The following is a 13,153-nucleotide window of genomic DNA, read 5'->3' on the forward strand; positions in this document are numbered from 1 at the left end:
ATTCGCGTGAGTAAATATCACGCGAAACGACAAATGGCCCGACGACTCCCTCCGTTGAATTCGCTGCGCGCGTTCGAAGCTGCGGCCCGGCTCGGCAGTTTCACGCTTGCCGCCGACGAGCTGTGCGTGACGCATGGCGCGATCAGCCGGCATGTGCAACAACTCGAGGCATGGCTTGGCCGGCCGCTGTTCGAGCGGCACAACCGGCGTGTCGATCTGACCGATGCCGGTCGCGCGTACCTCGCCGAGGTCGGCGCGTCGTTCGACCGGATCGCGCTGGCCACCGCGCAGCATTTCGGCCAGGGCCAGCAGCGCGTGCTGCGCGTGAGCGCGCCCGCGACGTTTTCGCTGCGCTGGCTCGTGCCGAAGCTGTCGTCGTTCCAGGTCGCCCATCCGGCCATCGAGGTGCGGCTCTCGACATCGAACGAGCCGATCGAGAAACTGCGCGACAAAGTCGACCTGATCGTCCGCGGCGGCCCGCAGGCGATCGACGGGTATGTTGCCGAGGAATTCCTGTGCGAGGTCCGGCTGCCCGTCTGCGCGCCGAAGCTGCTCGACGGCCGGCCACTGCGTACGCCGGCCGACCTCGCCGGCTTCACGCTGCTGCACGCGGCGACCTACCCCGGCATGTGGCCCGAATGGCTCGCGGCGGCCGGACATGCGAACCTGGTGCCGCGGCACTCGCTCACGCTCGAGCATTTCTACCTGACGCTGCAAGGCGCGCTCGACGGCCTCGGCGTCGCGATGGGGCCGATTGCGCTCGTCGCGGACGACATTGCCGAAGGCCGGCTCGTTCAACCATTCAGCGAACCGGCACTGCCGCCGTGGCGCTATTTCACCTATGTGCCAGTCGCGCGCGCGGAGGACGAAGCCGTGCGGGCATTCAAGGACTGGCTGAAAGCGACGGGGAACGCGGCGGCGGACGTGCGACGTTGAGGGCGTCCGCGACGGCCGGTTGGCCGGGCGGATTTCGGGCAGCGTGGCGCCGGCCCGTATCGTTCGGGTATGAACGCTTTTCGATACGTCCGGCGCGTCCCTGTATTACGTAGGATTCCTGTTTTACTTGACGGGCCGCTCGTCGCGCCGATTCATGATCGTCAGCACCGGCGAAGACCTGGCGTTTTGGAAATCGTCACCGCCGAGAAATCCGCGATGCGGTTTTCTCCACGCCATAAAAGACAGGATACCGAATCGATATGATCGGAAACGATACCTGAGGTGTGCCCGGACACGCATCGCGTTTGCGCAGCACAAACGACAAACCCCGGCCTGAGCCGGGGTTTGTCGCGGTGGGGAACGCTTACTGGCTTGCGCCGGCTGCCTTCTTCTCAGCGTTCTGCAGATTCTGCGGATAGTTCGGATCGTTGGCCGCCGGCTTGTAGCCGGCGTCTTCGAGTTTCTTCAGTTCGGCGTTGTTCTTCGCGCGCGCTGCCTTGCGTTCGGCTTTGTGTTTTGCCCGTGCTGCCTTGCGCGCTTCACTTTTCGCGGCCTTCGCATCCTGTGCAGCCGGTGCGCTTGCGTCGGTCTGCGCGAACACCGGAGCTGCCGAGCCGAAGAGGAACGCGGCTGCCGTAGCAGCCAGCGTCAGTTTTCTGATCTGGATTCGCATCGCTGAGCTCTCTTATCTGATTGGTCACGGAATGGAGATACATCGTGATACCGCCCCTGCCCCTGGTCGTTCGTCATATGGCGATCAGGGCCTATGCATCATAACCGTGTTGTGAAAAATGTGGCGCCATCGTGCATACATTCTTGGGGATACACGTATGGGATGTGCTGTATCGCGAGGTGTCCTGCGCTGCGCGTCCGGCAGATCGTCGACTCCTGGCGCGGAGACGAACTATCGTGTTCGGCAACCACGTGATCGGCGCGATCGCGGCAACGATGTGACGAACCGGATTGCTCTGTCGATACATGCGCATTGTCGATGAGGATGAGATCCGTTTCGGCGGATCCCGCACGCGCATGGTGCGGGCGGTTTCTCCGTTGGAATGGGCCGCTCGCGCAACGCGATCGTTGTTCCATACGCGGCATCGGCAGCGGAATCCCGAACCTGCGCGCTGGGTTGTCGTGTGCTGCCGCGCGAACGGCGGTTTGTCCCATAAACGACAACGATTCATTTAGTACCGTGCCAAGCTCGATCCTCTACCCGTCGATACAAGGCCGCGCGAGCCATCGGGTACCCGGTCGCGGCATGCATGGTTACCTGTTCGGCACCTTTCGTTGCCACTCATGGGAGGTGACACCTGCTTGCGGTGACGGCGCCACCCGGCATGAACGAACCGATCAGTGTGCGTCCACGTTTGGAAGTGGGTATCACGCCAGCGTGGGTAGCGACGTATGCGTGCGTGGGACAGGTTCGTCGACGTCGCGGAGAGTCTTCAGCCTGTGTGTCGGCAACGCAGGCCTGTCCGGCGCTGTGCCGCGTGCTCACAGCATTTCGATCGGGGGTGGCTCCCGACGCGAACGCAACCTGTGACGGGGCTGCGAATTCGTGGTCCGGCTTGTCGGTGAGCTTTTACAGGAGCCGACGACTTTCGATGGTGAGAAGGTTCGGGATCCAGGAGGGATTCGATGAGGGTGAGCTTCGCAGATTGCGATGACCTCACGTTCGGGGGAAGGTGCGATCGCCATGATTGAATTGGCTGCGGTCGCTGTCGTGAGCCTGTGCGACACAGGAAAGGAATTCCTCAGGTAACCCCGTCCGCTGATCAAGAAACGGTACCGATTTCGGTACGGCCCAAAGGTAGAAAACTGTGAGGCCGGATGAGCGGAGCGACACCGGGCAATCTCGTCGGTGCACTGGTCACTCGCCGGAAAGTGGCGAACCGACCACTCCCTGAGCGACGAAAACTTATCCGCGGAAGCGTGGGCACAGGCGCCAGAAAAACCAACGGCCGATGGATTTTGACGATTTCTGACTGCAATGGCCAACGTCCGCGATAGTCGCACACCGACCGCGCTAACCGTAGTCTCCGGGTAATCCCGGACAGGGCGGAATTCGTTTCGGAGGATTTTCGGTCCCATAGACGGGAACCTATGAACTGAAAACGAAGGTTTCCTCCCATAAGTTTCTACGTTTACACGCTTGTGAGTAGGTACTCACCTTCACGGAGAGCCTTACCAGGCCTGGACTGCTTGCAGAAGCGGGGCAAATATCCGGAGGTTCACAGGCTGACGACACGGATTCCTGTGCGTGCGGGCCGCTGGAGGGTTGCATTGGTAGCGGTTTATGGGGGTTGTTTTTCTGCACAGGCACACGTGTGTTTACATCTTTGGTAAACCACGTTTACTTCTTTAACTACTTTTAGACGGCTCACAGCCTTATCTGGTAAGGGTTTGACAGGGGTTCGGTACCCATTTATGGGAGCACAGGCGGAAGGGTATGGGGTTTCAGGTCTGTGGATTTGGGGAATTGGGTACCGGGGTGTGGGAAATGGGGGTTGTGGATATGGGGCACGCGTAGCCTGTTATGGGATTTCGAGCCAAAAACGCGTCAGGTATCCATCTATGGGAGAGGCCATTGGTAACCATTTATGGGGCCTTCCCGCCGGCTCGTCAGGACTGGCAAACACAGCATTTTATTTCGGGTTGCCGGTTATGGGACGAACTCCAGGTAGCCGCTTATGGGAGCTGTTCGTGCGATCCCGTTCTTGTTTGAGGGGCCGCTTCACAGACGGACTCCCATAAACAGGATCGGGCGAGCCGAAAGGTTACCTTCTGTGGGGAAATTTGAAGGTAGTCGTTTATGGGAGGCGTTCCAGCCGCAAACGCGGACGCCGAGAGGAAATTGGCGCCCGGCGAATCCGCACAGGTACCCGGCTGTGGGAAGCATCTAAGGTAGCGTGTTATGGGAAGAAATCCGATCGTGTTGCGGGGCACCACGAATCGGGTCGCCCGCCATGTTCCGCTCGATTGTTTCCCATGAATGGGTACCTTTAGTTGGGCAAGTCCCGTGCCGGGTCAGGGCGGCGGACCGCACAGGTAGCAGGATTTGGGAGCTGTTTTTGGCTAAAAGGTATATGGATATGGGAATTCTCGCGGAGGCAAAAACACGAGTTTTCCATTCATATACAGATACTTGCAGATGAAACTGAAAGTGATACTGTAGAAAGAGCCGTTGCTCGATGGCCCGAAAAGGTATAAAGTCCGCCATCACCACGGTCACCTTCTCCGGACATCACGATGCCGCGCAAGCCCGCAATCAAAGGCTCCGACAAGCAGGTTTCGCTATTTCAGACGCCCGAGCCTCCCGATCTGCTGCGCAAGGCGGTCCAGGCAATTCATATCGCACCGAAGTCCGGAAAGATCGGTCTGCAGCAGCGCAAGATGTTCAGCTCGCTGATCAAGAACGCCCTTCGCCAGGAAGCGTTCGAGCCAGGCCGGACGAGTTTCTCGATTTCGCTCGCCGCGCTGTCGCACGAGAGCGGGTTGAACAGCAACAACACGAAGTATGTGAAGGACACGGTCAACTCGCTGATCAGTACCGTCGTCAACTGGGACTACCTGGCCGCGGACCGCTCGACGGTGTGGAAGGCGTCGGGCCTGCTCGCCGGCGCCGAGCTCGAGCAATCGGTGCTGAAGTACAGCTTCTCCGACCAGATTCGCAGCGAGCTCCTCAATCCGGAGATCTACGCGCTCATCGATATGCGAATCGCCCGCGAGTTCCGGCGCTCGCACTCGCTCGCCCTGTGGGAAAACACCGTGCGCTACGAGGGGATCGGCATCACGGCGAAGATTCCGCTGCCGAAATTCCGCGATCTCATTCTCGGTCAGGACAAGGCATCGCAGTCGTACAAGGAGTACAAGCTCTTCAAGAGCAAGGTCCTGGTGCCGTGCATTCAGGAGGTGAACGAAGTTTCCGACCATACGCTCGAGCTGATCGAACATAAATCAGGTCGCAGCGTGGAAGCCGTGCAGTTCAAGGTGACGCGCAAGCAGAGCGCGGATACGGTCGAGGAAGGCGACGTCAAGAACGAAGCGCTCGTCGACGAGGTGGCCAAGTTCGGCATCCCGCGTTCGGAAGCGCGCCGGTTGATCACGCAGTACGGCGTGCAGCGTATCAAGGCGGCGATCGCCTATACGCTCAATCGCACTACGAAGAAGAATGCGGCGCCGGTCGATAACGTAGCCGCATATTTTCGCAAGGCGCTGACGCACGGCTATACGCTTGCAGATGGTCAGGGTACCGAAGCGGCCGCGCCGGCCAAGGAATCCGCGCAGAGCAAGCAGGAACAGATTCGCGACAAATACCTGGCCGCGAAGGTCGACGAAGCCGGTGCGTATTTCCGCGAGTTGGAGATCGACGACCAGACCAAGCTGATCGAGCGGTACAACGAGACGGTGGCCGGCTCGAAGGATCTCACGCTGTCGCCGAAGAAGAAGGCGAGCAAGCTTGCGCAAACCAGCTTCTTCCGATGGCTCGCGCTCGACACCTGGGGCGAACCGACCTCGGACGACTTGCTGGAATTCCTGCTGAAGAGCAGCCTCGCGACGAACTGACTGACCAAGGCCTCGCAGCCTCGCATGCGCCGTGCACCGGAGCTCATCCGGTTGCACGATGCCATGCAGGTGCGAGGCCTTTGCTTTGCTCGCTTACTTTTGCGCTGCGCCCGCGAGTTCCGCGACGTACGCGTCTATCACGGTCTTGAGCCGGTCGGCGAGCGCTTCCTGGTGGGATGCATCGACACCCTTCAGTTGCAGATCGAGGCGTCCGTCCGGATAGGTCTTCAATTGACCGATCGCGCGCGATTCGAGCGCGAAATCGTGACGAACGCTGTAGCGCGTGCGCCCCGACTTCTTGTTGCCGTCGCTCTGCGCGCGCAGGAAATTCTCGAGGTCGCGCACCGATTTTTTCCGGTCGATCACTGCCGTAAGCAGCCGGTCGGCAGCCGGTTCGCCCAGACGCTCGAAAATCAGCTTCAGGAAGTACGCCGCCTGCAGGCCGACCACGTCGTTCGCGCTGGCCATCCGTTCCAGCAGCGTGTTCGGCAGTGCGTTCAGCGACAGCGTCTTGCTGATCGACGCCTTGTCCTTGCCGATCTTCTCTGCGAGCGTGTTCTGGTCGGGGAAGACCTTTTCGTCGAGCAGACGCTTCCACGCAACGGCATCGTCGAAGATCGTCTGGCGTTCGTGGTCGTGATTGGCGCGATACGCGATCGTATAGAGCTGCTCGGGCGTGTGGTCCGTGCGGAACGTCGCGTTGATCGTTTCGTCGCCGTTGATGCTCGTCGCACGCAATCGGCGTTGCCCGTCGATCACGACGAGCTTGCCGGGAAATTCGGGGAGGCGTGTGACCTTGATCGGTTCGATCTGCCCTTCACGCTTCAGCGTCAGCGCGAGCTCGTGCAGGCTCGACTCCGAATAGAACACGCGCGGGTTGAACGGGTTCGGGATGCAGTCCTTGACCGCGACTTTCTGTGGCGCGCCGAGATCGAGCGCGTCGCCGGGCGCGGCCGCGGTCGGAGCGACGACGGCCGGTGCGGCTTCGATAGCCGGGTTCGCGGCCGGCGTGGGCTCGGGCAAGCGTGTTTCCAGCGCCGCGTTTTCCTGCGCGAGTCCGCGCAGCAGGCCGGCTGCGAGATGCAGATTGCCGGTCGGCTTCTTGTCTTTTGAGGTGTCCTTAGCCATGTGCGGCTCCGGTAGCGCGCGTCGACGCGATGTATTGGGCCATTTCGGTGACCAGTCTCTCGATTTCCGCGCGGGCTTCCTTCAGCCCCTTCAGGTATCGGTTGTGATGATGAATCGTGGTGCCGAGCGCGAACGTCTGCCGATAGACCTCACGCTGCGCGATCTGACTGTCGAGCAGATGCTCCCCTATTTCTTCAGCCCTTAGAATTTTTAAAATTTCTTCACGCATTTTAGTTTTTCCATTGACGCTATTCAGCATTAATGCGGAAGACAAATTCGGGTTACGAACGGAACGCATTGACTCGATCATGCGAATCATCGCGACCGTGCTGTACAGGTCGGCTGGGGATGGTGACAGCGGCACGAGGCAGAAATCGGCCACTTCGAGCACGGAGGCGATGCGCGGGTCCTCGAGGTTGCCCGGGCAGTCGACGACGATCACATCAAAGTTCGCATCCTGCTTCTTGATCTCGCCGCCGATACCGCGACCGGCAGGGGCCAGTGAGAGAACCGTCATCGGGAGCGTATTTTCCCCGCTCGTGACCCAACGGACGGACGTGCCTTGAGGGTCGGCATCGATCAAAGCGACCTTGTTGCCGCCGGCCTCGAAGGCGGCCGCGATATTGACGGAGATGGTCGTCTTTCCAGTACCACCTTTTTGATTACTAACGGCGATCTTGAAAGCCATAAAATTTCTCCACGGAGTTTTGCGTAATATATGCAGTTATTGTTGGAAAGTCCAGAAAGAGTTAGATACAGAGATGGATTTTCTGAAGGATGTGGTTGTTACGTGACAAGTTGGCCGAATGGCGCGGTGGCTGCTTGGGGTTTAAGTGAGGCGAGAACAAAAATGGAAAAGCCTTCAATCGGTCAAATACTTTTGTGGGCGATTACTTATAGTCCGTTCTGAGAACGGGCAAAAATCCGCACCGCCGAGTCCGGCTTGGCTTGTCATCGTCCGAAAATAACGATGTCGTTTCCTACCGCGCGCTTGTGTGAACGGCGCCGGAATTTGCGGTTGTCACGTGACAAGCGTTTTGTGGCCCCTCAGAGGAAGAGGCGACAGTGCGCGGCGATAGTGAACGGACGAGTCCGATGTGCCGATCACGGTTTCGGCCGATTTTTCTATTCTTCCTGGCGCTATGGCGTTTGGAGATGACAGCTGCCTCTGCCTCTGCCTTTGCCTTGCCTTTGCCTTTGCCTTTGCTTCCGCTTCTGGCTCCGGCTCCGGCTTCGCCGTGATCGGCAATCCCCCTCGGTTGTCACGTGACAACGCACCTAAGTTCGGCGCGGGATGAGCTTCCACCGCATCATCAGTGGCACTATGGAAGGGGCGTGTGTGCAGAGGCCGGTGAGATATGCGGACAGTCCTGATTCGTTGAGCCACGTCACTGCCGGACATACCGCGCGGGTTGTGTGGTTGTCACGTGACAACGGCTGCGGCCTCGTGCTGGACGGCTCGATCGACTGCGGTGCGACACCGTCGAGGCGAATTGGGCGCATGAGCCAAAGCATGGAAGTTGGCCGCGAACTGAATCGGCGTACGCTAACGACTCAGGCCACCCGGCGCATCATGTGCACTGGTCCGCTAGCGAATGATATGACCCCAATTAAAGCGGGGGCGTTCGTGCTGCGTCAGCGGGGTAGGAGAGGGGTTTTGTGGCGTCAGTGATTGAATGATTTAATGGCATCGGCATCGGCATCGGCATCCTATTAAGCGATAGCTTTCCGCGACGAATTGGCATACTTGATGGGACGAAGTGATGCGATTAGACGGGGTCGTGAAACATTTCCCAAAAATCGCGACCTCGCGTAAACCGTTGTCTGGCAATGGGTTGCGCCGTTTACTTCATGTTGTTTCACGCGAAATACGGCTGATCGACATGCAAAATGGGGGCGCATGAATCCAAAGCCAGGGTTGCTCGAGCGGCACCGACAATAGGCCCGAAATCGTAACGCCTGATACGTGTTATGTAGTAATTGATATGATCCTGGCCCCGCAACAATCAGCGGCCCGATCAACCACTTACCGGCTTGGATTCCCGCCGAATAGGTCGCCGACACGTGCAATCAATATTAGGCGCGCCGGTTGTCACGTGACAACGCGCTGGATGGGCGATGCAGAATCGCGACCTAACGGATCTTTGGAGAAGCTGAACCGGGGACTGGCGGCCCATGCGGTTGCGGAACTCGAGAGGCGTATCGAGCAGAAATGAATTCTGTCAGCGTTCTCGGATGCCGCCGGTGGCGGGGGCAACGACTGTCGCGGATGAGGCGAATCGGTAATCCCGCAGAATCTGCATCGATGAGCTGACGCGCAGCGCATGGCCGCGGTCAAGCCAAGAAGGTCCGTCTCGGCCGACGCCTGCGGTTTGCGTTTCCGGGCCGGCCGATCGTCGTTGACGATCGTCAACCGAAGAGTCGACCAATCAAGCCTCGTGCCGAGCCGAACAGCCACCGCACCGCTTCGCGGCGTTCCGGCCGGAAAACCGCTGTCCCTGCGAACCTACTTCGTCGCCTGCGACGCGCAAAGCGACCACCAGCGCGTCTTCGTAGCAGGTACTTTTACCGGTTGATCAACCGTTCGCCACCACCGCTCCCCGCGATGCGGCTCATTCAGATCGAGTCGTTCGCCCATCCTGGGCGTCGACAGCTCGACGCCACATACCATCGCCAACGCGGTGACGCGCTCGAACGGTTCTTGCCACCGATGCATCGCGAGATCGAAGGTGCCATTGTGAATCGGCACCAGTGTGTGACCGCGCAGGTGGATGTGCGCCTGCACGGTTTCTTCCGGTTGCATATGGACGTAGGGCCATTGAGGATCGTATGCCCCCGTTTCGATCAGCGTCACATCAAATGGGCCAAGACGTTCGCCGATTGTCCGGAAGCCGTCGAAGTACCCGGTGTCGCCGCTGAAGAACACGCGCAGATCGTCGTCGACAATGACCCACGACGCCCACAGCGTGCTGTTCCCGTCAAACAGGCTGCGCCCAGAGAAATGTTGCGCGGGTGTCGCGGTCAGCGTCAGACCGTCGACATCGATGCTCTGCCACCAGTCGAGCTGGCGCACCTTCTTCGCGTCGATACCCCATTCGATCAGGCGGTCGCCGACACCGAGCGTCGTGACGAACACGCCTGTCGTTGCTGCAAGCGCGCGCACCGTCTCCCGGTCGAGGTGGTCGTAGTGATCGTGCGACAGAATCACGCCGTGCAACGGCGGGAGATCCTCGAGCGCGATCGGGGGCGCATGAAAGCGCTTCGGCCCGATGCGCCGGAACGGCGATGCACGTTCGGCAAAGACAGGATCGGTCAGCCAGAACCCACCGCGCAGTTTCAATAGCAGCGTCGAATGCCCGAGCCGAAACAGGCTGCGGTCGGGCGCCGCGTCGAGTTGTTCGCGGGTCAGTGAATCGACGGGAAGCGCCCCACTCGGAACGGTGTGGCGCGGCTTGTTGACCAGCATGTTCCATGCGATGCCGAGCGTCTTGCCGAAACCTTCGACCGGTCGTGGCGCGACATTGCTGAAGCGTTCGCCGTTGTGCTGCGGCGACTCGCCGGACAGCGTGCGGCCACGTCTGGCGGCAGCGAAACCCAATACGCGATGGAGGAAAACGAGAGGCGAGGGCATGTCGATCTGTCCGGAAATAAAAGTACACTAAACAGTGTAGTTTATCCCTGGGAAAAGTAAACTCGGCGGTGTAAAATTTTTGTATGGATACGAGCACTTCTCCTCAGCGCCTGACCGATCGAAAGCGCGCGGCCATTCTCGCGGCGGCGATCGACGAATTTCTCGCGGCCGGCTACGACGCGACCAGCATGGATCGCATCGCGGCGCGCGCGGACGTGTCGAAGCGCACCGTCTATAACCACTTCCCAGGAAAGGAGGCGTTGTTCGCCGCGATCCTGCATCAACTGTGGGAAGCGACGCTGACCACTGGCGCGCCGACATACCGCGCGGATGTGCCATTGCGCGAGCAACTGCTCGCGCTGCTGGGCCGCAAATTGCGGCTGCTGAACGACGAAGCGTTTCTCGCACTTGCGCGCGTCGCGATTGGCGCGGCCATCCATTCTCCGGAACGCGCGCGCGACATGGTCGAACGCATGGGCGAGCGCGAAGAGGACGTGACAGTCTGGATCCGTGCGGCCGTGGCGGCCGGCCGGCTGTTGGCGACGGATCCGGTATTCGCCGCGCATCAACTGCATGGGATCGTGAAGGCGTTTGCGTTCTGGCCGCAGGTGACGATGGGGCAGCCGCCGCTCGAGGCTCGGGAACAGCAGAAGGTCGCGGAAGCGGCGGCAGACATGTTTCTCGCGTACTACGCGCGTGTGGACCACGCCGGTGTGCCACAAACCGGGCAGGACTGACCGGCGTCGAGCGAAAGTGCGAAGCGCAGCGAGCGCGGCGATATATTCGAGGCCCGTGTGAGCCGTCACGTTGAAGTCAGTGCCGCTCGGAATAAAAACGCAGATCCCGGCACACGCGTCGATGCAATAGTCCAGGCCGCACCAACACAAGCAGCGGTCATACGTGAAAACCGAACGCGAGCGAACACCGATGAAGACGCTATTGATCGTCTATCACACGATGACCGGAGGCACGCAGCAGATGGCCGAAGCGGCTGCGGCCGCTGCGCGCGAGCAACCCGGCGTCGACGTCAGACTGCAGCGCGCGGATGCGACCAGCGCGGACGACGTGCTTGCGGCCGACGCCTATCTGTTCGCGACGCCGGAAAATCTCGCGGCGATGTCCGGATTGATGAAGGATTTCTTCGATCGCTGCTACTACGCGGCGCTGGATCGCGTGAACGGCCGCCCGTATGCGGCGATGATTTGCGCAGGCAGCGATGGTCAAAATGCGCTGCGCCAAATCGATCGGATCGCGACCGGATGGCGGCTCAGGAACGTGGCACCGGGCCTGATCGTTTGCACCCATGCGCAGACGCCGGAGCGCATCCTCGCACCGAAGACAATCGATAGCGAGGATCTCGCGCGCTGCGCGGAGATCGGTGCCGGTATTGCTGCGGGGCTTGCGCTCGGCGTGTTCTGATGGCCGTCCGTCAAGCTGTCCGATTCGGCGCCGCATTCGCGCGCAAAGGCCAAGATCGATGCGTACGCAACTAATGGAACGCGCATAGCGATCGGCCCCGAACGCCGCCACGTCGCGCGAATCGCATTCGGAAGTCCCGTCTTTCGTACCGCGCGAGTCCGCAAAGGTCGACGCCGTTCGCACCCACGCCCACGCCCGCCGTTTCGTACTGTGGAATAACCGATGCGACGCGCGATTCGCGTACCGGAAAGCGACGTGCAGAAAGCGACACTACGTAACGCGCATGTCGCTACCGGACGAAAACGCCGCCATAATGCGCAACGCGACCGCGCGGATGCAACGCCCGCACCCCGAATCGGGCAAATTGCGAACCGGTGAGTCAACCGACTGCCGCGCGTACCGGTATACTTCCACTCCTGCCTTTGTCCGGCATCGTGGCCGGGTGCCTGAAACAGTGGTCGTGGCGATGCGGCCCCGCAATGTTCCGCATCGGTGGCAGACAAGCCGCAGGCGATGCGGCGAACGCCGATGTGCGGAATGGCCGCACGAACCACACCTTATATTCCTGGTGGATTGAATTTATGGGTTTTGAACAACTTGCCGAATTGCGGGCGCAGCTCGCAGCCAAGGCCAAGCAGGAGCGCAACGCGAAGCGACCGGCGACGCAACCGGACGCTGGCGCGAAGCCGAAGTCCGGCGACCGGCCCGCTCGCGGGGCCAAATCGGGTGCCGTGGCCAAAGCGCCGTCCGGCGCCAAGCCCGCTTCGGCGAAGCCGTCGAAGCCGTCGACCCCGGTCGATCCGGTCATCGTCGCGATCGGCAAACTGCAGCGCCGCTTCCCGCGCGCGTTCCCGAAGAATCCGGCCCCGAAGGTGCCGCTGAAGGTCGGTATCTGGGACGACCTCGCCCGCGAAGCGCAGGCCATCGGCCTGAGCGAAGCCGAGCTGCGCGAGGCGATGTCCACGTGGTGCCGCGGCAATCGGTACTGGTCGTGTCTCGTCGAAGACGCGGTGCGTGTCGATCTGCAAGGTAACGAAGCCGGGCGCGTGACGCATGACGACGCGGCCCGTGCGCGCCGGCTGAAGTCGCGTCGTCCGGGCAACAAGGGCGGTGCACAAGCGAAGGGCGCTCCGCAGCAGCCGAAGGCCGAAGCGCAGGCCGACGCCGCGCCGCAGCCGGCGGACGTGGAAGCCCCGGTCGACGCAGCACCGCAAGCCGAGCAGCAGACGGCAGCAAGCGAGTAATACGCGACGCGTCGCCGCGTGAGCGCGCGGTGACGGCCTGCGTGCCCCGTGCATGCAGCGCATCCCACGACAGACCGACCTGTCCCCACTCGGGGTGGGTCGGGACCGCCTCTACGGCGACATCGCCGGTCAGTTTCCCATTACCCCATCAGCATCGAACTGCCGATCGGCCTTGACGACGAAAGCGCGTCGGTGCACGCCGCATTGCACGATGCATCGCTTGTCGTGT

The 13,153-nt window shown here is 60.9% G+C and carries 9 protein-coding genes; 5 read left to right on the top strand and 4 right to left on the bottom strand.

The genetic code is table 11. The features are described 5' to 3' along the window. Positions 1-33: 33 nt before the first annotated feature. Entirely contained in the window at positions 34-936 is a 903-nt protein-coding gene (gene gcvA / locus C7H84_RS28365) for a transcriptional regulator GcvA (RefSeq protein ID WP_121861897.1), read from the top strand. A gap of 364 nt (positions 937-1,300) precedes the next feature. On the opposite strand, the gene C7H84_RS28370 is transcribed toward gcvA, so the two are convergent. After that, on the bottom strand, positions 1,301-1,609 hold the full coding sequence (locus C7H84_RS28370) for a DUF4148 domain-containing protein (RefSeq protein WP_121861898.1): 309 nt from the start codon (positions 1,607-1,609) through the stop codon (positions 1,301-1,303). Positions 1,610-4,185: 2,576 nt separating this feature from the next. Here C7H84_RS28370 and C7H84_RS28375 point away from each other — a divergent pair. Beyond that, a complete protein-coding gene (locus tag C7H84_RS28375) occupies positions 4,186-5,502 on the top strand; it encodes a replication initiation protein (RefSeq protein WP_121861899.1) in 1,317 nt (438 codons plus the stop codon). Positions 5,503-5,595: 93 nt separating this feature from the next. Here C7H84_RS28375 and C7H84_RS28380 read toward each other — a convergent pair whose 3' ends face one another. From C7H84_RS28380 to C7H84_RS28390, 3 genes are all read right to left on the bottom strand, one after another. Continuing rightward, positions 5,596-6,630, bottom strand: coding sequence for a ParB/RepB/Spo0J family partition protein (locus C7H84_RS28380; protein WP_121861900.1), 1,035 nt, complete (start codon positions 6,628-6,630; stop codon positions 5,596-5,598). Beyond that, complete coding sequence (locus C7H84_RS28385) at positions 6,623-7,318, bottom strand: ParA family protein (protein WP_098553043.1); 696 nt, start codon at positions 7,316-7,318, stop codon at positions 6,623-6,625. Before C7H84_RS28385 ends, C7H84_RS28380 begins: the two co-directional genes overlap by 8 nt. 1,818 nt (positions 7,319-9,136) lie before the next feature. Beyond that, entirely contained in the window at positions 9,137-10,261 is a 1,125-nt protein-coding gene (locus tag C7H84_RS28390; RefSeq protein WP_121861901.1) for an MBL fold metallo-hydrolase, read from the bottom strand. A gap of 83 nt (positions 10,262-10,344) precedes the next feature. On the opposite strand from C7H84_RS28390, the gene C7H84_RS28395 reads away from it, so the two are divergent. The 3 genes from C7H84_RS28395 to C7H84_RS28405 all read left to right on the top strand — a co-directional run bounded on the left by C7H84_RS28395 (position 10,345) and on the right by C7H84_RS28405 (position 12,924). Next, the gene (locus C7H84_RS28395; RefSeq protein ID WP_121861902.1) at positions 10,345-10,998 is read left to right on the top strand and encodes a TetR/AcrR family transcriptional regulator; all 654 of its coding nucleotides are present in this window, start codon (positions 10,345-10,347) and stop codon (positions 10,996-10,998) included. A 190-nt stretch (positions 10,999-11,188) separates the two neighbouring features. Further along, on the top strand, positions 11,189-11,680 hold the full coding sequence (locus C7H84_RS28400; RefSeq protein WP_121861903.1) for an NAD(P)H-dependent oxidoreductase: 492 nt from the start codon (positions 11,189-11,191) through the stop codon (positions 11,678-11,680). A 581-nt stretch (positions 11,681-12,261) separates the two neighbouring features. Further along, complete coding sequence (locus C7H84_RS28405) at positions 12,262-12,924, top strand: ProQ/FinO family protein (RefSeq protein ID WP_121861904.1); 663 nt, start codon at positions 12,262-12,264, stop codon at positions 12,922-12,924. Positions 12,925-13,153 lie beyond the last annotated feature (229 nt).

Origin of the sequence: Burkholderia sp. Nafp2/4-1b (assembly GCF_003635165.1) — a bacterium.
Taxonomy (GTDB): Bacteria; Pseudomonadota; Gammaproteobacteria; order Burkholderiales; family Burkholderiaceae; genus Burkholderia.

What these genes read in the sequence shown, in the direction of transcription:
- gcvA (WP_121861897.1), top strand. Translation starts at nt 34, where the DNA reads ATGGCCCGACGACTCCCTCCGTTGAATTCGCTGCGCGCGTTCGAAGCT.
- C7H84_RS28370 (WP_121861898.1), bottom strand. Translation starts at nt 1,609, where the DNA reads ATGCGAATCCAGATCAGAAAACTGACGCTGGCTGCTACGGCAGCCGCG.
- C7H84_RS28375 (WP_121861899.1), top strand. Translation starts at nt 4,186, where the DNA reads ATGCCGCGCAAGCCCGCAATCAAAGGCTCCGACAAGCAGGTTTCGCTA.
- C7H84_RS28380 (WP_121861900.1), bottom strand. Translation starts at nt 6,630, where the DNA reads ATGGCTAAGGACACCTCAAAAGACAAGAAGCCGACCGGCAATCTGCAT.
- C7H84_RS28385 (WP_098553043.1), bottom strand. Translation starts at nt 7,318, where the DNA reads ATGGCTTTCAAGATCGCCGTTAGTAATCAAAAAGGTGGTACTGGAAAG.
- C7H84_RS28390 (WP_121861901.1), bottom strand. Translation starts at nt 10,261, where the DNA reads ATGCCCTCGCCTCTCGTTTTCCTCCATCGCGTATTGGGTTTCGCTGCC.
- C7H84_RS28395 (WP_121861902.1), top strand. Translation starts at nt 10,345, where the DNA reads ATGGATACGAGCACTTCTCCTCAGCGCCTGACCGATCGAAAGCGCGCG.
- C7H84_RS28400 (WP_121861903.1), top strand. Translation starts at nt 11,189, where the DNA reads ATGAAGACGCTATTGATCGTCTATCACACGATGACCGGAGGCACGCAG.
- C7H84_RS28405 (WP_121861904.1), top strand. Translation starts at nt 12,262, where the DNA reads ATGGGTTTTGAACAACTTGCCGAATTGCGGGCGCAGCTCGCAGCCAAG.